Raw genomic sequence first — 17,969 nt, 5'->3', positions numbered from 1 at the left:
CTTACAGCAGCGTGCCCTTGAGGATGACCAGCGCGACGGTGAAATAGATCACCAGTCCCGTCACATCGACGAAGGTGGCGACAAAGGGCGCCGAGGCGCTGGCGGGGTCGAAGCCGAGCCGGCGCAGCACGAAGGGCAGCATCGAGCCGATCAGCGAGCCGAAGGTGACGATGGCGATCAGCGCTGCGCCCACCGTTGCCGCCACCAGCACCCAGTGCTCGCCATAATCATGGAAGCCGGCGAGCTGCCAGACGGTGATGCGGGTCACGCCCAGCGTGGCGAGCATGGAGCCGAGCACGAGGCCCGAGGGCAGCTCGCGCAGGGCGACGCGCCACCAGTCCTTCAGCTTGATCTCGCCCAGCGCCAGCGCGCGGATGATAAGCGAGGTCGCCTGCGAGCCGGAATTGCCGCCGGAGCTCATGATCAGCGGGATGAACAGCGTGAGCACGATGGCGCGCTCCAGCTCATCCTCGAAATGCTGCATGGCGTTGGCGGTGAGCATTTCGCCGAGGAACAGGATGGAGAGCCAGCCGCCGCGCTTCTTCAGCATGTTGAAGAAGCCGATTTCCATATAGGGCTCGTCCAGCGCTTCCATGCCGCCGAATTTCTGCGCGTCCTCGGTGCCTTCCTCGATGATGGCGTCGATCATGTCGTCGACGGTGACGATGCCGAGCACATGCTCGTTGGCGTCCACCACGGGGACGGCGAGCAGGTCGTATTTGGTGATGAGGCGCGCGACATCCTCGCGGTCCATCAGCGGGTCGGCGGTGATCGGGTCGTGCTTGGGCGCGACGGAGAGAATGGGGTCGTCGGGCTCGCCGGTGATCAGGCGGCGCAGCGTCACCGCCTTGAGCAGCTTCTGCGTCGCGGGGTCGAGCACATAGATGGCGTAGATGGTCTCGCGCGTGCGTTCGATCTCGCGCAGATGGCGCAGTGTCTCGCCCACCGTCCAGCTCGACGGAACGGTGACGAATTCCGTGGTCATCAGCCCGCCGGCGCTGTGCTCGGGCCAGGCCAGCAGCTTGTTCAGCTCGACCTGCGTCTCGTGCGGCAGGCGGGCGAACAGATGCGAGCGGGCGGGCTCGTCCATCCAGCGGAACAGGTCCGCCGCGCGGTCGGCCGACATGTCGGAGACGAGGCGCACCGCCTCCTCGACCGGCAGCGCCTCGATCAGTTCGCTGGTGAGATCGACATCGGGGCCGTCCAGCACCTCCACCTGCTGCTCGCGCGGCAGGCTGGCGAGCAGGGCCGAGGCGGTCCTCGGCTCGTGCTCGTCCAGCGCTTCGGCGATATCTGCGGGGTGTTCCTCGGCGAGTTCCGCCGCCAGGGCTGCGGTATCCACGAGCGCGTCGTCGCGGCGGTCTTCCGTCCGTTCGTCCATTTCGGCTCTCTTTCCGCTGTCCGGCCCTTGGCGGGCGGCGCGGGGAGCCGAAACCGGGTCAGGCCCGATGCCGGATCACAGCGCCGGCCGCGGCCGGCCGGACAATCGACTGGTACTGTCGCTGGGCATGGTTAGGGGATTCCAATTGCGCCGCGGTGACACGCGGCGGGCGGGGAAATGAACCTGCACGATGGTAAAGTCAAGGCGGCACGCATGCCGCACGCATCCGGGCTTCGCCGTCATCCCGGACGGTCCGTCAGGACCGATCCGGGATCGTCTCCACGCCCGCGCCCAGCAAGCGATCCCGGCTCTATGCTGCACTCCGGCCGGGATGACGGTAGTGGAACGCGCGGCTTTCCGGGGAACGAAGGGCCGCGCTAATGGTCGCTCGGTTCGCGCAGGCGGGCGTGGACCTGGCCGAGGCGCACGGGGTCGAGCGTGCCGGTGCGCCCGCCCTCGCACAGCGCGCCGCGAAAGCCGAGATAGTCCGCCCCGACACCGACCAGCGCCGGGATGTCCTCCAGCCGCAGCGAGCCGGCGAGGCCGGTCATCAGCCCGTGCCGGCGCGCCTCGGCGACGAACTGGCCCAGAGTGAGCGGGTCGAGATGCGCGGTCAGCGGCCCCGCCTTCTTGTCGGCGGTGTCGACCATCACCCCGGCGAAGCCGGCGCGGCCGAGCGCGGCGAGCACGGCAAAATCGGGCGCTTCATCGGCGAACAGCACGCCGATCAGCCGCACCCGGCTGGCGAGCGGGGCCAGCGCCTCGATGCACTCATTGGCATGGGGGGAGACGAACAGGCCCACCTTGACCAGCGGCACGCCGGTGGCGGCCACACGCTCGGCGGCGGCGCGGACCAGCGCCGGCACCATGGGCTGGTCGCCCACCGTGGCGCTGAGCGCCGGGCGCCCGGCCGCGCCGAGCTGCTCGCCCCAGGCGCTCCACAGCATCACGGCGGCGGTGAGCGCCTGCGTGCTCCAGGCCCCCAGCGCGCCAAAGGCCGGCTGCTTGAGATCGACGATATCGGCGCCGCCGGCCCGCGCCAGCTCCATTTCGTGCAGATCGGTGACGCTGGCCAGCAGGCCAGGCGCGGCCGTGCTCACGAGGCGCGCCGGCGGCGGTGTTCCGCCACGGCCTCCAGCATCCAGCCCCAGGCTTCCAACTCGTCCGGCCCGGCGGTCTTCTCCACCGCGATGGCGAGATAGGCCATTTCCTGATCGACCTTCTCGTCCGGCAGCATGTTCAGCCGGCTGACCAGCACGGCGGCTTCCAGCACCGCCGCCTTGGCGCGGTTCATGCCGTCGAAGCGGGTATGGCCTTCGGAATGATAGGTCTTGCAGAAGAATTTCGGCCGCTGCGGGTCGTCCTCCGCGCGCTCCACCGTCACCTCGTCATGCGAGAGCGCATCGGCGAGGCGGGGGCAGTCGATATAGGTCGCCTTTTTCACATCCACATTCAGCCGGCGGCCGACGACGCAGCTGGCGAAAATGCGCACATCATCGGTGAAATTGACCACGGCGATGCGGGTGCTGGCGAGATTGTCCAGCGTGCGCGAGGGGCGGAAGGGCATGAGCAGATAGCCGCCCTCGATCACCGTCGCGCCCATCGGGGCGATGTGCGGCTCGCCATTGAGCGAGCGGGTGGTGACGATGGCTTCACGGATCACGGCGTCTCTCCGGCTTTCGGCGCGGCCTTGGTGCTGGCTTTGGCCTGCAAGGTCGTGCCGGCCTCCTTGAATGTCAAACGGTGGGCGGCCTCCGGGCTGCCGGCGATATCGCCCGCCGCGCCCCATTTCAGCCCCTCATCCTGCGCGTAGCGCTTGCCGAGCTTATAGGCGATTTCCGCCCGCGCGGTCTCGACGCCGAGATAGAAGGCATGTGCGCCGTCGGCCTCGACGCCGAGATGGGGAAACAGCGCAAAGGGCTCGCTGGCCACATGGTGGCCGTCGCGATTGTAGATGTGGATGCCGGCCTCGGTGACATCGATGCGGAAATTGCGGTCGCGCACCTCGCCCGCCAGACGGGTGATCTCCTCGGGCGAGGCGGCATAGGGCTTGCGGTCGCGCAGCGCCATCAGCCCGCCGCCGAAGCCTTGCGGCAGCGCGCCGGCCTGGCGGGCGGCGAAGTATTCCCGCCGCGCCCGGTCGAATTCGCGCACCGCCGTGCGGCAATGCGGGCTCACCTGAACCGCCAGCACGGCCTGGATATGCAGTTCCGAGATCATGCCCATGAGGATGGCGTTGATGCCGGTCGTGTCCGCATCCGTCAGCTCGGTGACATTGCCGATGCCCATGAGGATGGGAATGTCCGGGTAGCGCCGGCGCAGCTCGGCATAGCGCACCACGGAGGCGGTGTAGCCGTAATGGATCGGGTCGAGGATCGGGTCGGCAAAGAAGGGTTGGCCGGAGGCGAGGCAGGCGTCCACCGCGCGGCAGAGCGAAGCGAGATCGCCCTGCGTCGCCGGCACGAGAATGGGGACGGCGGGGCCTTCCTTGGCCACGTCCAGCGTGTTTTCGTTCAGGCTCAGCAGATAATCCGCGCCGGCGCGGGTGGCACGGGTGAGCTCGGTGAGATCGAAGGAATCGACGCTGACCTTCAGCCCCTGTTCGTGCAGGGCGGCGATGGCTTCTTCCAGATGCGGGAAGGGCGTGTCCGGCAGGCAGCCGAGGTCGATCACATCGGCGCCCTCGCCCCTGAGGAACAGGGCGCGCTCCACGAGGGCTTCGACACTGAGCACGGTGGCGTCGACGATCTCGGCGAAGATGCTCACATCGTGCTGCGAGAGGTCGGCCGCCCGGCGCTTCTGGCCGAAATAATCCGGCAAATCGGCCATCTCGTCCGGGCCGCGGGTGAAGGGCACGCCGAAGAAGCGCTCCAGCCGGTCGAGATCGCCGCGGAAGCGACCGGGCATCAGCACGCGGTCGGTGCCCTCGGGCAGTTTCAGCCGGCGCTCCACGATCTCCGCCGTCATCAGCGCCGCGACCTTCACCCCGACATTGACCACCACCGGGGCGAGGCTGGCATCGGCGATCTCCCCGGCGATTTTGGTCAGGCGCGGCTCGGCCAGCGAGCCGGTGACGAGGGCGACCTTTTCCGGCCGGGCGGGCGGGGCGGGGTTCTCCGCCATGTCAGGTGGCGGCCTTTTCCGCGAGGTGGAGGCGCCGCGCGGCGATGGCGGCTTCCAGATCGCCGATCGATTCGACCACCACCGTGTCGTCGAATTCCTTCAGCTTGGCGGTGTTCTCCAGGTCGATGCGGCGCGGATAGACCGAGACCAGGCCTTTCGGCGCCATGGTGATCATCTCAGGCGCGGTGTCGCAGGCGAAGACGATCGCGTGGACGCGGCACTTGCCGGCCTGGGCGAAGCAATTGGTCACCAGCGTGTCGGAAATGCCGAACACCGCTTTCGCCACCGTGTTGGAGGAGGCGGGGGAGACGATGAGCGTGTGGTACAGGCCCTCATAGAACCGGCCGACCGGGGCGGAACTGGCCGTCGTCTCCTTGAAGATGCGGGTGTCCTTGGGCAGGTCCTGCTTGTACATGCGCAGCACCTCGTCCGCCGCCTTGGAGACGAACAGGTCCACCGCGTCCAGCGCTTTGATCAGGGCGATGGATTCGGTGAAGTAATGGCCGGAGCCGGTGAGCGCCCAGGCCCAGCGCGGATAAAGTCCCTTGGTCGCGCTCATGCGGCGATGTCCTTCTGGGCGGAGGCGGCGGTGAGCGCCGCCGGCAGGGCCACCTCGACCGGGCCGGCGAGGCGGGCGGCGAAGGCGGGAAACAGCGGATCGACGAGCCCCGCCGCCGCCCAGTCCGCCGGGCCGCTGCCGGTGGGGGCGGGGGCCGACTTCACCAGCGTCAGGCGCGTGGCACCGAGGGCGTGGGCGAGCCAGGCGGCGAGGCTGTCGGAGGTCAGCTCCCAGCTTTCCGGCAGGTCGCGGGCGGCCAGCGCCATCGCGGCGGGCAGCCACAGCGCGGCGCGGCCCTTTGCGTGCACCTGCGCGATCTCCTCCGGCGTGGCGGCAAGGGCGAGGCCGGGCGCGAGATCGGCGAAGGCGTGGGCAGTCTGCTCCATGGCGAGGATCGCCATGCGGTGGCAGGCGGCATCGGACAGGCCGAGGCGCGGCTGCAGCGCGCGCACGCCATCCGCCAGCGGGCCGCCGCCGGCGACGAGAACGAGCGGCGCGCCCCGGCCGGCCAGCGTCGCCAGCAGCGGCGTCAAGGCGGGGGCGCCGACAAGGCTGCCGCCGAGCTTGACGACGGCAGGGCGGGGAGGGGGGAGGTGGTCCGGCATCGTTCAGCTTCCGTTCGGGCCGTCGGGCCGGCCGCGTCGCTCAGGCTCCCCAGCCTAGAGCCTGATCCGATCAGGTTGAAACAACCTGATCGGTGAATCAGTCTCTAAGTGATGCATAGAGAACGTTTCACCGATCTGATTGCGGTGCAATCAGATCGGAACGTGCTCTAAGCGGTTCCGCCTTCCGGCCAAAGGCACGCCGCGCACCTGCCGCCATACCAGCAAAAGCGCTGCGGCCAAAGCGGGCGGCGCCAAGAAAAAAGGCCCGAGGACATGCCTCGGGCCTTTGGAAGTTGACGATCAATCAGACGGCACGCCGCCTGTAGAAGTGCAGCTGAAGATGCGCCTCGGCCCCCGAATTGTCGAGCCTTGATTCGTATCTCACGCGTGGTTTACCGGTCACGGGCAAGCGCGTGTAGTGCGATACCGCTTGTCGTCGCGACATTGAGGGAATCGAAGCCGCCGCGCATGGGAATGCGGATCGTGCGGGTGCGTGAAAGGATGGAATCGGGCAATCCCGGCCCTTCCGCGCCGAGCAGCAGCGCGGTGCGTCGGGCGGGCCGCACCTCGTCCAGCGTCGCTGTCCCGGCGGGGCTGAGCGCCAGAATCGCGAAGCCGGCGGCGGCGAGGAGGTCGAGCAGCGCTTCGGCCGTACCCTCGCGGGCAAAGGGCACGATGAGGCTGCCGCCGACCGAGACGCGGATCGCCTTGCGGTACAGCGGATCGCAGGAGGCGAAGTCGAACAGCGCCGCATCCGCCCCGAAGGCGGCGGCGTTGCGCATGATGCCGCCGACATTGTCGTGATTGGTGATGCCGAGCGGCACCACGACAAGCGCCTCGTGCGGCAGGGCGGCGATGGTGGCCGCCATGGACGGCATCTCGCCGCGCAACCCAATGCCGAGCAGCCCGCGATGGATGTGGAAGCCGGTGATGCCGTCGAGGATCGCCTGGCTGGCGGTGTAGACCGGCAGGTCGCGCGGCGCCTGCGCCAGCAGGGGGGCGAGCGCCTCGATCCGGCTTTCCGCCAGCAGCAGCGATTCCAGCGCGAATCGGTTGCGGGGCGAGAGCGCGACATCCAGTACCGTGCGCCCCTCGACGATGAAGCGCCCGCCGCGCCCCACCAGATCGCGCTCCTTGATGACGCGATAGGCGTCGATGCGCGGGTCGTCGGGGGAGGTGAGGGGGATGAGGCGGGGCATGGCGGGTTCGGGCGTGTTCGACAAAGACGCCTGCGCGGGGGCAGGCGCGGGAAGGGTGTGCGTCCTTCGAGGCCCGGCTGTGCCGGGCACCTCAGGATGACGAAGTGTTTGCTTCGTCACCCCGAGGTGACGAAGGAGGCTGAGGTCCCGTAACACGCGCTCGTCATGCTGAGGAGCGCCGCGCCGCGTCTCGAAGCACGCAGGCCTTAGGTCCCACGCGCAGAAGGGTTCACCCCTCCAGCTCTTCGCGCCGCATTTCCAACTCCAGCCATTCCTCCTCGGCCTTGGCGAGTTCGGCCTGGGCCTTGGTCAGCTCGGCGGTGGCCTTCTGGAAGCCGGCGGGGTCGCGGGTGTAGAAATTCGGCGTGTGCAGCGTGTTGTTGAGCCGGGCGATGTCGGATTCCAGCTGCGCCATGCGCTTGGGCAGCTGGTCCAGCGCGTGCTTTTCCTTGAAGGAGAGCTTGCGCTTGGCGCCGGAGGCTGCCGGGGCGGCGCCCGCCTTGGCGGGCGTAGCTTTCGCGCTCGCCGCCGCAGCGGCCGCCTTCGCCTTCACCCCATGGCCGCGCTGGGCCACCATGTCGGAATAGCCGCCGGCATAGACTTCCCAATGGCCGTCGCCCTCATAGGCGATGGTGGCGGTGACGGTGCGGTCGAGGAAGTCGCGATCATGGCTCACCAGCAGCACCGTGCCGGCATAATCGTCGATCATCTCTTCCAGGAGGTCGAGCGTCTCAAGGTCGAGGTCGTTGGTCGGCTCGTCCAGCACCATGAGGTTGGACGCCTGCGCCAGCGCGCAGGCCAGCAAGAGCCGCCCGCGCTCGCCGCCTGACAGCTTGGAGACGGCGGTGCCGGCCTGTTCCGGCGTGAACAGGAAGTCCTTCATATAGCCGATGACATGGCGCGGATTGCCGCCGACGAACACCTGGTCGCCGCGCCCGTCGGTCAACGTCTCGCGCACCGAGCGGTTGGGGTCGAGCGCGGCGCGGCGCTGGTCGAGCGTCGCCATCTCGATATTGGTGCCCATCTTGGCCTTGCCGGTGTCCGGGGCCAGTTCGCCGGTCAGCATCTTCAGCAGCGTGGTCTTGCCGGCACCATTGGGCCCGACAATGCCGATGCGGTCGCCGCGCTGGATGCGGATGGAGAGATCGCGCACGATGACGCGATCGCCATAGGCCTTGGAGATGTGCTCGGCCTCCATCACCAGCTTGCCGGAGACTTCCGCCTCGGTGGCGGTGACGGAAATGGTGCCGACGGCGCCGCGATGCTCGCGGAACTGCGCGCGCAGGGCGGCGAGCTCGCCGACGCGGCGGACGTTGCGCTTGCGCCGTGCGGTGACGCCGTAGCGCATCCAGTGCTCTTCCGCGACGATCTTGCGGGCGAGCTTCTGCTGGTCGCGCTCTTCCTCTTCCAGCACCTGGTCGCGCCATTCCTCGAAGAAGCCGAAGCCGCGCTCCATGCGCCGCGTGCGACCCCGGTCGAGCCAGACGGTGGCGCGGGTGAGGTCCTGCAGGAAGCGGCGGTCATGGCTGATGAGCACGAGGGCGGAGCGCAGCGAGGCGATCTCCGCTTCCAGCCATTCGATGGCCGGCAGGTCGAGATGGTTGGTCGGCTCGTCGAGCAGCAGAATGTCCGGCTCCGGCGCCAGCACGCGGGCAAGCGCGGCGCGGCGGGCCTCGCCGCCGGAGAGATTGGCCGGGTGCTCGGTGCCGGTGAGGCCGAGTTCGCCGAGCAGATATTGCGCCCGGTACTCCGCATCGCCCGGCCCCATGCCGGCCTCGACATAGGCCAGCGTGGTCTCGAAGCCGGAGAGGTCCGGCTCCTGCGGCAGATAGCGCACCGTCGCGCCGGGCTGCACGAAGCGCGCGCCGCTATCGGCCGCGACGAGGCCGGCGGCGATTTTCAGCAGGGTGGATTTGCCCGAGCCGTTGCGGCCGACAAGGCCGACGCGCTCGCCGGCGGAAACGGAAAGCTCCGCCCCCTCCAGCAGCGGCGTGCCGCCAAAGGTGAGCTTGGTATCTTGAAGCAGAAGAAGAGGAGGCGCCATGGCGCGGGGATAGGGGGAAAGCCGCGCGGGGGCAAGGGGTGGGGCGCGCCGGGGCGACAATGGAGCCATGTCCGCGATGAGCGTCGCACCGGGCGGGTGCGCGACTTGCCATTACGGGGTTATGATGTACATAAATCATGTACATGTTTCAGGAGGCAGGCTCATGAGCGCAAGGATCGTCCCGGCCGCGCAGTTCAAGGCCGAATGCCTGCGCCTGATCGATGAGATGAACGAGACCGGCGAGCCGGTGACCATTACCCGCCGGGGCAAGCCGGTGGCGGTGCTGAGCCCGGTCCCCGCCTCGCCGGCGCGGTCGCTGATCGGTGCTTCTCGCGGGGTGGTCACCCGCTATGACGATCCGTTCGCGCCGGTGTCGGAAGCGGGCGACTGGGCCGCCGCTTCGTGATCCTTCTCGACACGCATGTGCTGATCTGGGCGCTGGACGATGACGCCCGCCTCGGCGGGCAGGCGCGCGCGGCCATTGATGAAGCGGGGCAAGCTAGCGGCGTGTTCGTCTCCGCCATCACCCCGTGGGAAATCGCCATGCTGGTGCATAAGGGCCGGCTGGCGCTGGCCGACGATGTGGGCGCGTGGCTGGAAACGGTTCTGGCCCTGCCGGCGCTGCGGCTGGCGGCGCTGGAGCCGGCCATCGCCGTCGACAGTGTGCGCCTGCCCGGCACGCTGCATGCCGATCCCGCCGACCGGCTGATCATCGCCACGGCGCGGCATCTGGGTTTTCCACTGCTTACCGCCGACCGTGCCATTCTCGATTATGGTAACGCCGGCCATGTCCATGTCATCGACGCCTCCCGCTAGCTCCAGGGTTCTCCATGTCCCCCCTCTCCCCCCTGCTCGCCACCCTCGCCCAGCGCATCGGCGCCGCGCATGTGCTCACCGATCCGGCCGACATGGCGCCCTATCTGCACGAGGAGCGCGGGCTGTATAAGGGCGAGGCGCCGGCGGTGCTGCGGCCCGGGTCTACCGAAGAGGTGGCGTTCGTGGTCGAGACCTGCGCGCGGGCCGGTGTGCCGCTGGTGCCGCAGGGTGGCAATACCGGGCTGGTGGGCGGGCAGATGCCCTTCGGCCAGATGCTTCTCTCCCTCTCCCGGCTGGACCGCATCCGCGCCGTCGATCCTGTCGACATGACGATGACGGTGGAAGCCGGTTGCATTCTCGACAAGGTGCATGCGGCAGCGGAGGAGGTCGGCTGCCTGTTCCCGCTGCACATCGCCTCGCAGGGCTCCTGCCGCATCGGCGGCAACCTCGCTTCCAATGCTGGCGGCACCGCCGTGCTGCGCTATGGCAATGCGCGCGAGCTGGCGCTGGGGCTGGAAGTGGTGCTGGCCGACGGGCGAGTGTGGAACGGGCTGAAGCGGCTGCGCAAGAACAATGCGGGCTACGACCTCAAGCAGCTTTTCCTCGGCAGCGAGGGCACGCTCGGCATCATCACCGCTGCCGTGCTGAAGCTGTTCCCGCAGCCGGCGCAGCGCGCCACCGCCTTCCTCGCCGTGCCGGATCCGGCCGCCGCGCTCGCTCTGCTCAAGCGGCTGCGTGGGGAGGCAGGCGACGCGCTCACGACCTTCGAGCTGATGGCCGCCTTCGGGGTGGAGACGGTGCTGAAACACATGCCAGGCACTGTGCGCCCGCTGCGCGAGACCTATGACTGGTACGTGCTGGCGGAGCTTTCCTCGCCCACCCGCGCCTTCGACCTCGCCGCGCTGATGGAGGGGGGCCTCGGCGCCGCCATGGAGGCGGGCGAGGTGCTGGATGCCGCCATCGCCACCAGCGAGGCGCAGGCGGCCAATATGTGGCGGCTGCGCGAGGACATGTCGGAAGCGCAGAAGCATGAGGGCGGCTCGATCAAGCACGATGTCTCGGTGCCGGTCTCGCGCGTGCCGGAATTTCTGGAGCGCGCGCTGCCCGCCTGCCTCGCGGCGCTGCCGGGACTGCGCCCGTGCCCGTTCGGCCATGTCGGCGACGGCAATATCCATTTCAACCTCAGCCAGCCCGTGGGCATGGAAAAGGCCGCCTTCCTGGCGCTGTGGGAGCGGTTCAACCGCATCGTCCACGACATCGTCGACGATATGGACGGCTCCATCGCCGCCGAGCACGGCATCGGCCTTTTGAAGCGCGAGGAACTGGTGCGTTACGCCGACCCCGTGGCGCTCGACCTGATGCACCGGGTCAAAGACGCGCTCGACCCCGCCGGCACGCTCAATCCCGGCAAGGTGATCGGTGTCTCGGTGGGCTGAAATCTTAGTCTAGAATAATGTAAAATTGTACAATCCTGCTTAACTCCAGTTTTGAAGGGTTCTACATTTGTATTTGTGAAGGATTTTGTGTTGTCGACCTAGTCGTCGCAGGTTTATGGAAGCCGGGACTGAGGACGTCCCCGTGGACATCTCCGCCTGTGGGCTGGAGCGCCGGGGAAGACCGGAGCTTCGGGAAGCCATGCCGACGACACCCAAGACCACCGCCCTGCGCCGCGCGCTGAACCTCGTTCTGGCGCTGGCGCTGCTGGTCGCCGGCCCGGTAGGGGCGTGGGCGCAGGAAACGGCACCGGCGTCGCCCGCCCTCTCCGCGCCGCCGGCGGCGACCACACCCTCTGCCCCGGCGTTTGATCCGCTGGTGCCGCCGGCTTCCGGCACCACGGCTCCGGCCACCGGCGGCGCCGCTGTGCCGCCGCCGGCCGGCGAGGCCGCACCCATTGCCGCGCCCGCTGACGCTCCCTCTGCCGCCGTTCCTGCCACCGCAGATGCGGCAGCCGACCCGGCGGCGGGCGTTACGCCCGAGGCGGGCGAAGATGCCAGCGTCGCCGCCCAACTCCCGCATGACCTGTCCCCCTGGGGCATGTTCATGGCGGCGGACTGGGTGGTGAAGGCGGTGATGATCGGCCTTGCCTTCGCCTCGGTCGTGACCTGGACGGTGTGGCTGGCCAAGACGATGGAACTCGCCGTCGCCAAGGGCCGGCTGCGGCGGGCGCTGAAGGGCTATCTCGCCAGCGCCACGCTGGAGGAGGCACGCCGCGTCGATCCGCGCGGGCCGGCCGGGGCGATGCTGCGCGCCACCGATCTGGAACTGAAGCGCTCCGGCCCCTTGCCGGCCGACGGCATCAAGGAGCGCGTGTCGATCTCGCTCACCCGCATCGAGGTGGCGGCCGGGCGGGCGATCACCCGTGGCACTGGCCTTCTCGCCACCATCGGCGCCACCGCGCCCTTCGTCGGCCTGTTCGGCACGGTGTGGGGCATCATGAACTCGTTCATCGGCATCTCGAAGGCGCAGACCACCAATCTCGCCGTGGTGGCGCCCGGCATCGCCGAGGCGCTGCTCGCCACCGCCATCGGCCTCGTCGCCGCCATTCCGGCGGTGGTGATCTACAATCATTTCTCGCGCCAGGTGTCGGGCTATCGCGTGCTGATGGGCGATGCCTCGGCCGAAGTGCTGCGGCTGCTCTCGCGCGATCTCGACCGCCGCGACGCCGCCCGCGCCGCCCCGCAGCGCGTGCGCGCGGCGGCGGAGTGAGCCGCCATGGGCGCCAAGCTGCAGAGCACCGAGAGCGACGATCTGGTCGAGAACCACGAGATCAACGTCACCCCGTTCATCGACGTGATTCTGGTGCTGCTGATCATCTTCATGGTGGCGGCGCCGCTTTCCACCGTCGATGTGGCGGTGGATTTGCCGGCCTCGAACGCGCAGGTGCAGCCGCGCCCGGACAAGCCGGTCTATCTCACCGTCAAGAGCGACCTCGTGCTCGCCATCGGCAATGACGATGTGGCGCGCGAGACGCTGGGGGCGACGCTGGACCGGACCACCGAGGGCAAGCGCGACACCCGCATCTTCCTGCGCGCCGACAAGACCGTCGACTATGGCGCGCTGATGGAGGTGATGAACCTGTTGCGCGCCGCCGGCTATCTCAAGATCGCGCTGGTCGGCATCGAGATGACGGGCCAACCGGCTGCCGCCGCGCCCGCGCCCGCCACCGGGACCGCGCCCGGCACCGCGCCTCTGCCGGCCCCGGCCGCACCCGCCGTGCCCGCGCCCGGAGCGCCCGCATCTGGAGCGCCAGTGCCATGAGCCTGCTGCTGGTCCGGGGCGGTGGCGGGCATCGCCTGCGCGAGGCCGGGCTGTGGCTCGGCTGCGGCGCCGTGGTGCTGGTCCTGCATGGCGGCGCGCTCGGCTACATGCTGACCGATCCCCCGGTCGTCATGACCGAGGAGCCGGCGGCGATCATGATCGAGCTGGCGGAAATGCCGGTGGCGCCGGCGGCCGAGCCGACCGAGCTGCCGCCCGGCCCGCAAATGGTCGAGGCGCAGGAGAAGGTGGAGGAAGAGACCCCGCCCGACCCGCTGGCCGAGGAGGTGGAGGACACCCCGCCGCCCGAGCCGCTGCCGCCGGAAGAGCCGATACCCGAGGTCGCGGAAAGCCCGGCCAAGGATATCGAGGTGCCGCTGCCGCCGCCCCCGCCGCTGGTGCAGGAAATTCCCCCGCCGGAGGAAAAGCCGGAGCCGCCCAAGGAGCAGCCGAAGCCCAAGCCGAAGCCGAAGAAGGAGAAGAAGAGCGATCTTCCCCCCGCGCCGCGCACCTCGGCCGCGCCGGCGATCGACGCGCAGAATTCCGAGCGCATCGCCGCCCCGACGGCGGGCGCGGCGACCTCCAACAGCCGGGTGCCGGCCAATTGGCGCACGCGGCTGATGGCGCATCTCAACCGGCACAAGCGCTATCCCGGTGGGGAGAGCGCCAGCGGCAAGGCGCGGGTGGCGTTCTCGATCAACCGGGCGGGGCAGGTGCTCTCGGCGCGGCTGGCGGGCTCGTCCGGCAATCCGCGCTTCGATGAGGAGGCGGTGGCCATGGTGCGCCGCGCCTCCCCGGTACCGCCCCCGCCGCCGGAAGTCGCCGGCAGCACCATCACCTTCACCGTCCCGGTGCTGTTCAGCCTCAGGTGAGGGAGGGGCTGGCGGCCGGCGCGTCGGCGCCGGTGACCCAGCAGGCCACGCGCTGCGCGCCCTTGGCGGCCAGCGGCGGCATCTCCACCCGGCAGCGCTCCACCACCAGCGGGCAGCGCGGGTTGAAGGGGCAGCCGCGTGGCGGGTTGAAGGGCGAGGGCAATTCGCCCTCCAGCACGATGCGCTCCTTCTTCGCTTCCGGGTCCGCGACCGGCGTGGCCGAGAGCAGCGCGCGCGTATAGGGGTGCAGCGGCGCGTCGAAAATGGCGTCGCGCGGGCCGTGCTCGACGGCGCGGCCGAGATACATCACCAGCACCTCGTCCGCCATGTGCCGCACCACGCCGAGATCATGGCTGACGAAGACATAGGCGACGCCGAGCTGTTCCTGCAGCTCCACCAAGAGGTTCAGCACCTGGGCCCGCACCGACACGTCGAGCGCGGAGACCGGCTCGTCCAGCACCAGGATTTTCGGCCGCAGCACCAGCGCGCGGGCGATGGCGATGCGCTGGCGCTGGCCGCCGGAAAACATATGCGGGTAGCGGCCGTGATGTTCGGGCCGCAGCCCGACGCGGGTCATCATGTCCAGCGCCCGCGCGCGGCGCTCGGCGGCGGAAAGCGACGTGTTGACCAGCAGCGGCTCCTCGATCGCCTTGCCGATGGTCTGGCGCGGGTTGAGCGAGCCGAACGGATTCTGGAACACCATCTGCACCTCGCCGCGGTAGCGCCGCAGCGTGCGCGCATCCGCCTCCGCGACATCGACATCGTCGAGCCGCAGCGAGCCCTGGCCCGGCCGCTCGATCAGCGTGAGCATGCGGGCCAGCGTCGATTTGCCGGAACCGGATTCGCCCACCACCGCCAGGGTGGAGCGCGCGGCGAGGCGGAAGCTGATGCCGGCCACCGCCTTCACGGTGGCGGATGCGGCGAATATGCCGCGCGAGACCTCGTAGCTCTGGGCGAGATCGATGGCTTCCATCACCGCGTCGGCCGGCGGGGTGGCGTGGGACAGGGGCGCGTTCATGCCGCGAACTCCCGGCGCTGGGGCACACCGGCAATGAGCGGCGTGTGGCAGAGGGCGAGGCCGAGTTCCGCCCCCGCCCGCGGCGGCGGCACGGTGCGGCAGGTCTCGGTGGCGAAGCGGCAGCGCGGCGAGAACAGGCAGCCCGCCGGCCGGTCCGCCAGCCCCGGCACGATGCCGGGAATGGAAGGCAGCAGCCGGCCCTGCGCCCGCTCCGGCAGCGCCGCCAGCAGCGCGGCGGTGTAGGGATGGTGCGGGTCGCGGAACAGGCCGCGCGTGTCCTGCATCTCCACCTGCTGGCCGGCATAATGCACACAGACGCGCTGCGCCGTCTCCGCCACCACGCCCATATCATGGGTGATGAGCACGAGGCCGACGCCGCTCTCCTTCTGCAGCTTCAGCAGCAGATCGAGAATCTGCGCCTGGATGGTGACATCGAGCGCGGTGGTGGGCTCGTCGGCGATGATGAGCTTGGGGTTGCAGGCGAGCGCCATGGCGATCATCACCCGCTGGCTCATGCCTCCGGACAGCTGGTGCGGAAACGCCTTGAGCCGCCGCTCCGGCTCGGGAATGCCGACGAGTTCGAGCAATTCCACCGCGCGCGCCTGACGCTGGGCGCGGGAGAGATCGAGATGCGCGGCCATGGCTTCGCGGATCTGGAAGCCCACGGTGAAGCACGGGTTGAGGCTCGACATCGGCTCCTGGAAGATCATGGCGAGGTCGCGCCCGATGATCTTGCGCCGCTCGCGGGCGGAGAGAGCGAGCAGGTCGCGCCCGTCGAACATCATCCGGTCGGCGGTGACGGTGGCGATCCAAGGCAGGAGCCCCATCACCGCCAGCATCGCCACCGACTTGCCGGAACCGGATTCGCCGACAATGGCGACGAGTTCGCCCGGGGCGACATCGAGGTCCACCTTGTCCACGGCGCGGAACGGCCCGCGCCCGGTGGCGAAGGTGACGGAGAGATTGCGGATGGAGAGCAGGGACATCAGCTGCGCCTCAGCTTCGGGTCGAGCGCGTCGCGCAGGCCGTCGCCCATCAGGTTGATGGCGACCACGGTGACGAGAATGGCGAGGCCGGGCAGGGTCACGATCCACGGGGCGGAGCGGATGAATTCGCGCGCATCGGCCAGCATGGCGCCCCATTCCGGCGTCGGCGGCTGTGCGCCGAGGCCGAGGAAGCCGAGCGCCGCCGCTTCCAGAATGGCGTCGGAAATGCCGAGCGCGGCCTGCACGATGAGCGGGGCGAGGCAGTTCGGCAGCACGGTGACGAACATCAGCCGCAGCCGGCCGACGCCGGCCACCTGCGCGGCGACGACATATTCCTTCGACAGTTCCGCCAGCGCCGCGGCACGCACGAGGCGCACATAGCGCGGCAGATACACCACCGTCACCGCCACGATGGTGTTGGTGAGGCTGGGGCCGAGCACGGCGACGATGAGGATGGCGAGCACGAGACTGGGGATCGCCACCACCATGTCCATGACGCGCATGATCACCACCTCGACGAGGCCGCGCAGGAAGGCGCTCGCGAGGCCGAGCACGATGCCGAGCGCCACCGAGACGACCATCACCGACAGGCCGATGCCGAGCGAGATGCGCGCGCCATAGATCAGGCGGGAGAGCACGTCGCGCCCCACCGCATCCGTGCCGAACGGGAAGGTCCAGTTGCCGCCGGCCCAGACCGGGGGCAGCAGCACGCTCTGGCGGAACTGCTCGATCGGCGAATGCGGCGCCACGAAGGGCGCGAACAGCGCCAGCAGGGTGATGAACACGACGACGGCGAGGCCGAGAACGGCGCCGCGATTCTCGCTGAAGGCGGACCAGAAGGCCCGCAGCGGCGAGGGCTCGGCGCCCACCGGCTCCACCTCCGCTACGGCGGCGGCGCTGAGGCTGAGGCCGGAATCGCTGACGAGCAGCCGCTCGGGCGCGGTCGGCATCGGATCGTCGATGGCGTTTTCCTCAGCCATGCCGGATCCTCGGGTTGATCGCGACATAGAGCATGTCGACGATGAGATTGACGAGGATGACGATGGCGGAGATCAGCATGATGCCGCCCTGCAGCGCCGGATAGTCGCGGCGGGAGATCGATTCGATCAGCCATTTGCCCACGCCCGGCCAGGCGAAGATGGTCTCGGTGAGCACCGCGCCGGCGAGCAGCGTGCCGGTCTGCAGCCCGACCACGGTGACGACGGGGATCAGCGCGTTGCGCAGCGCGTGCAGCCCGACCACACGCAGCGGCGAGAGGCCCTTGGCGCGGGCGGTGCGCACATAATCCTCGCCGAGCACCTCCAGCATGGAGGAGCGCGTCATGCGCGCGATCACCGCCAGCGGAATGGTGCCGAGCACGATGGTGGGCAGGATGAGATGCGCCACCGCCGCGCTGAAGGCGCCGTCCTCGCCCGACAGCAGGCTGTCGATCAGCATGAAGCCGGTCACGGGCTCGAAATAATAGTTGATGAGGTCCATGCGGCCGGAGACCGGGGTCAGGCCCAGATATTCCGACATGAACATGATGAGCAGCAGGCCCCACCAGAAAATGGGCATGGAATAGCCCGCCAGCGCCACCGCCATGACCGAATGGTCCAGCACCGAGCCACGCCGCACCGCCGCCAGCACGCCGGCGGGCACGCCGAGCACCACGGCGAAGACGAGGGCGCAGAGCGCGAGTTCCAGCGTCGCCGGGAACAGGATGAGGAATTCGTGCAGCACCGGCGTCTTGGTGACGATGGAGACGCCGAAATCGCCGTGCAGCAGGGCGTAGACGTAATCGAGGAACTGCTTCCACACCGGCTGGTCGAGGCCGAGCTCGTGGCGCAGCGCCGCCAGCCGCTCCGGGGCGATGCCGCGCTCGCCGGTGCGCGCCTCGATGGGGTCGCCGGGCACGAGGCGCACGGCGACGAAGGTGACGAACATCAGCGCCACGAAAGTCGGCACGGTCAGCGCGACGCGTCGGAGGATGAGTTTCAGCATGTGGGGGGCGTACCCATGGGTCGGGCCTTTCCCGGAAAGGCGCCGTCGTCCCGGACGCCGCGCGGCGGCACTCCGGGGAGCGCAGGGCGGCGCGACGTCTCAGCGGGCGGAGTGTCCCCGAACGCGGC

18 protein-coding genes are annotated in these 17,969 nt (G+C 69.4%); 6 read left to right on the top strand and 12 right to left on the bottom strand.

The window, feature by feature from the left end:
* Position 1: 1 nt before the first annotated feature.
* The 8 genes from mgtE to ACP2AH_RS10655 all read right to left on the bottom strand — a co-directional run bounded on the left by mgtE (position 2) and on the right by ACP2AH_RS10655 (position 8,911).
* On the bottom strand, positions 2 to 1,381 hold the full coding sequence (gene mgtE / locus ACP2AH_RS10690) for a magnesium transporter (RefSeq protein WP_425105785.1): 1,380 nt from the start codon (positions 1,379 to 1,381) through the stop codon (positions 2 to 4).
* A 377-nt stretch (positions 1,382 to 1,758) separates the two neighbouring features.
* Positions 1,759 to 2,481, bottom strand: coding sequence for a (5-formylfuran-3-yl)methyl phosphate synthase (locus ACP2AH_RS10685; RefSeq protein ID WP_425105784.1), 723 nt, complete (start codon positions 2,479 to 2,481; stop codon positions 1,759 to 1,761).
* The gene (locus tag ACP2AH_RS10680; protein WP_421697015.1) at positions 2,478 to 3,044 is read right to left on the bottom strand and encodes a DUF447 domain-containing protein; all 567 of its coding nucleotides are present in this window, start codon (positions 3,042 to 3,044) and stop codon (positions 2,478 to 2,480) included. The genes ACP2AH_RS10685 and ACP2AH_RS10680 overlap by 4 nt, the downstream gene beginning before the upstream one ends.
* The gene (locus ACP2AH_RS10675; protein WP_425105783.1) at positions 3,041 to 4,504 is read right to left on the bottom strand and encodes a DUF6513 domain-containing protein; all 1,464 of its coding nucleotides are present in this window, start codon (positions 4,502 to 4,504) and stop codon (positions 3,041 to 3,043) included. The genes ACP2AH_RS10680 and ACP2AH_RS10675 overlap by 4 nt, the downstream gene beginning before the upstream one ends.
* Position 4,505: 1 nt before the next feature.
* Complete coding sequence (locus tag ACP2AH_RS10670; RefSeq protein WP_425105782.1) at positions 4,506 to 5,063, bottom strand: flavoprotein; 558 nt, start codon at positions 5,061 to 5,063, stop codon at positions 4,506 to 4,508.
* On the bottom strand, positions 5,060 to 5,668 hold the full coding sequence (locus tag ACP2AH_RS10665) for an aspartate kinase (RefSeq protein WP_425105781.1): 609 nt from the start codon (positions 5,666 to 5,668) through the stop codon (positions 5,060 to 5,062). Before ACP2AH_RS10665 ends, ACP2AH_RS10670 begins: the two co-directional genes overlap by 4 nt.
* Positions 5,669 to 6,060: 392 nt before the next feature.
* Positions 6,061 to 6,867, bottom strand: a complete 807-nt coding sequence (locus tag ACP2AH_RS10660; RefSeq protein ID WP_425105780.1) for a TrmH family RNA methyltransferase — start codon at positions 6,865 to 6,867, stop codon at positions 6,061 to 6,063.
* A gap of 229 nt (positions 6,868 to 7,096) precedes the next feature.
* A complete protein-coding gene (locus ACP2AH_RS10655; RefSeq protein WP_425105779.1) occupies positions 7,097 to 8,911 on the bottom strand; it encodes an ABC-F family ATP-binding cassette domain-containing protein in 1,815 nt (604 codons plus the stop codon).
* 163 nt (positions 8,912 to 9,074) lie between these two features.
* On the opposite strand from ACP2AH_RS10655, the gene ACP2AH_RS10650 reads away from it, so the two are divergent.
* The 6 genes from ACP2AH_RS10650 (at position 9,075) to ACP2AH_RS10625 (ending at position 13,854) form a co-directional block, all read left to right on the top strand.
* Positions 9,075 to 9,317, top strand: a complete 243-nt coding sequence (locus ACP2AH_RS10650) for a type II toxin-antitoxin system Phd/YefM family antitoxin (protein WP_425105778.1) — start codon at positions 9,075 to 9,077, stop codon at positions 9,315 to 9,317.
* A complete protein-coding gene (locus tag ACP2AH_RS10645; RefSeq protein WP_425105777.1) occupies positions 9,314 to 9,727 on the top strand; it encodes a type II toxin-antitoxin system VapC family toxin in 414 nt (137 codons plus the stop codon). The genes ACP2AH_RS10650 and ACP2AH_RS10645 overlap by 4 nt, the downstream gene beginning before the upstream one ends.
* A gap of 14 nt (positions 9,728 to 9,741) precedes the next feature.
* On the top strand, positions 9,742 to 11,163 hold the full coding sequence (locus ACP2AH_RS10640; RefSeq protein ID WP_425105776.1) for an FAD-binding oxidoreductase: 1,422 nt from the start codon (positions 9,742 to 9,744) through the stop codon (positions 11,161 to 11,163).
* 199 nt (positions 11,164 to 11,362) lie between these two features.
* Entirely contained in the window at positions 11,363 to 12,433 is a 1,071-nt protein-coding gene (exbB, locus tag ACP2AH_RS10635; RefSeq protein ID WP_425105775.1) for a tonB-system energizer ExbB, read from the top strand.
* 6 nt (positions 12,434 to 12,439) lie between these two features.
* Positions 12,440 to 12,985, top strand: coding sequence for a TonB system transport protein ExbD (exbD, locus tag ACP2AH_RS10630; RefSeq protein ID WP_425105774.1), 546 nt, complete (start codon positions 12,440 to 12,442; stop codon positions 12,983 to 12,985).
* A complete protein-coding gene (locus ACP2AH_RS10625; protein WP_425105773.1) occupies positions 12,982 to 13,854 on the top strand; it encodes an energy transducer TonB family protein in 873 nt (290 codons plus the stop codon). Before exbD ends, ACP2AH_RS10625 begins: the two co-directional genes overlap by 4 nt.
* Here ACP2AH_RS10625 and ACP2AH_RS10620 read toward each other — a convergent pair.
* Genes ACP2AH_RS10620 through ACP2AH_RS10605 form a run of 4 tightly spaced genes read right to left on the bottom strand, consistent with a single transcriptional unit; the run spans position 13,847 to position 17,841 of the window.
* Positions 13,847 to 14,872: a dipeptide ABC transporter ATP-binding protein gene (locus ACP2AH_RS10620; protein ID WP_425105772.1), complete on the bottom strand. Its 1,026-nt coding sequence runs from the start codon at positions 14,870 to 14,872 to the stop codon at positions 13,847 to 13,849. The two genes, ACP2AH_RS10625 and ACP2AH_RS10620, sit on opposite strands and share 8 nt — an antisense overlap.
* Positions 14,869 to 15,858, bottom strand: coding sequence for an ABC transporter ATP-binding protein (locus ACP2AH_RS10615; protein ID WP_425105771.1), 990 nt, complete (start codon positions 15,856 to 15,858; stop codon positions 14,869 to 14,871). Before ACP2AH_RS10615 ends, ACP2AH_RS10620 begins: the two co-directional genes overlap by 4 nt.
* Positions 15,858 to 16,838 carry an ABC transporter permease subunit gene (locus tag ACP2AH_RS10610; protein WP_425105770.1) on the bottom strand — a complete coding sequence of 327 codons (981 nt, stop codon included), beginning with the start codon at positions 16,836 to 16,838 and terminating at the stop codon, positions 15,858 to 15,860. The genes ACP2AH_RS10615 and ACP2AH_RS10610 overlap by 1 nt, the downstream gene beginning before the upstream one ends.
* Positions 16,831 to 17,841: an ABC transporter permease subunit gene (locus ACP2AH_RS10605; protein WP_425105769.1), complete on the bottom strand. Its 1,011-nt coding sequence runs from the start codon at positions 17,839 to 17,841 to the stop codon at positions 16,831 to 16,833. The genes ACP2AH_RS10610 and ACP2AH_RS10605 overlap by 8 nt, the downstream gene beginning before the upstream one ends.
* Positions 17,842 to 17,969: the final 128 nt, after the last annotated feature.

The sequence above is a fragment of the Ancylobacter sp. genome, from assembly GCF_965249975.1.
In the GTDB taxonomy this organism is placed as follows: Bacteria; Pseudomonadota; Alphaproteobacteria; order Rhizobiales; family Xanthobacteraceae; genus Ancylobacter.
Note: the sequence above shows the minus strand (reverse complement) of the source record. Positions and strands in the feature narration are given on the sequence as shown.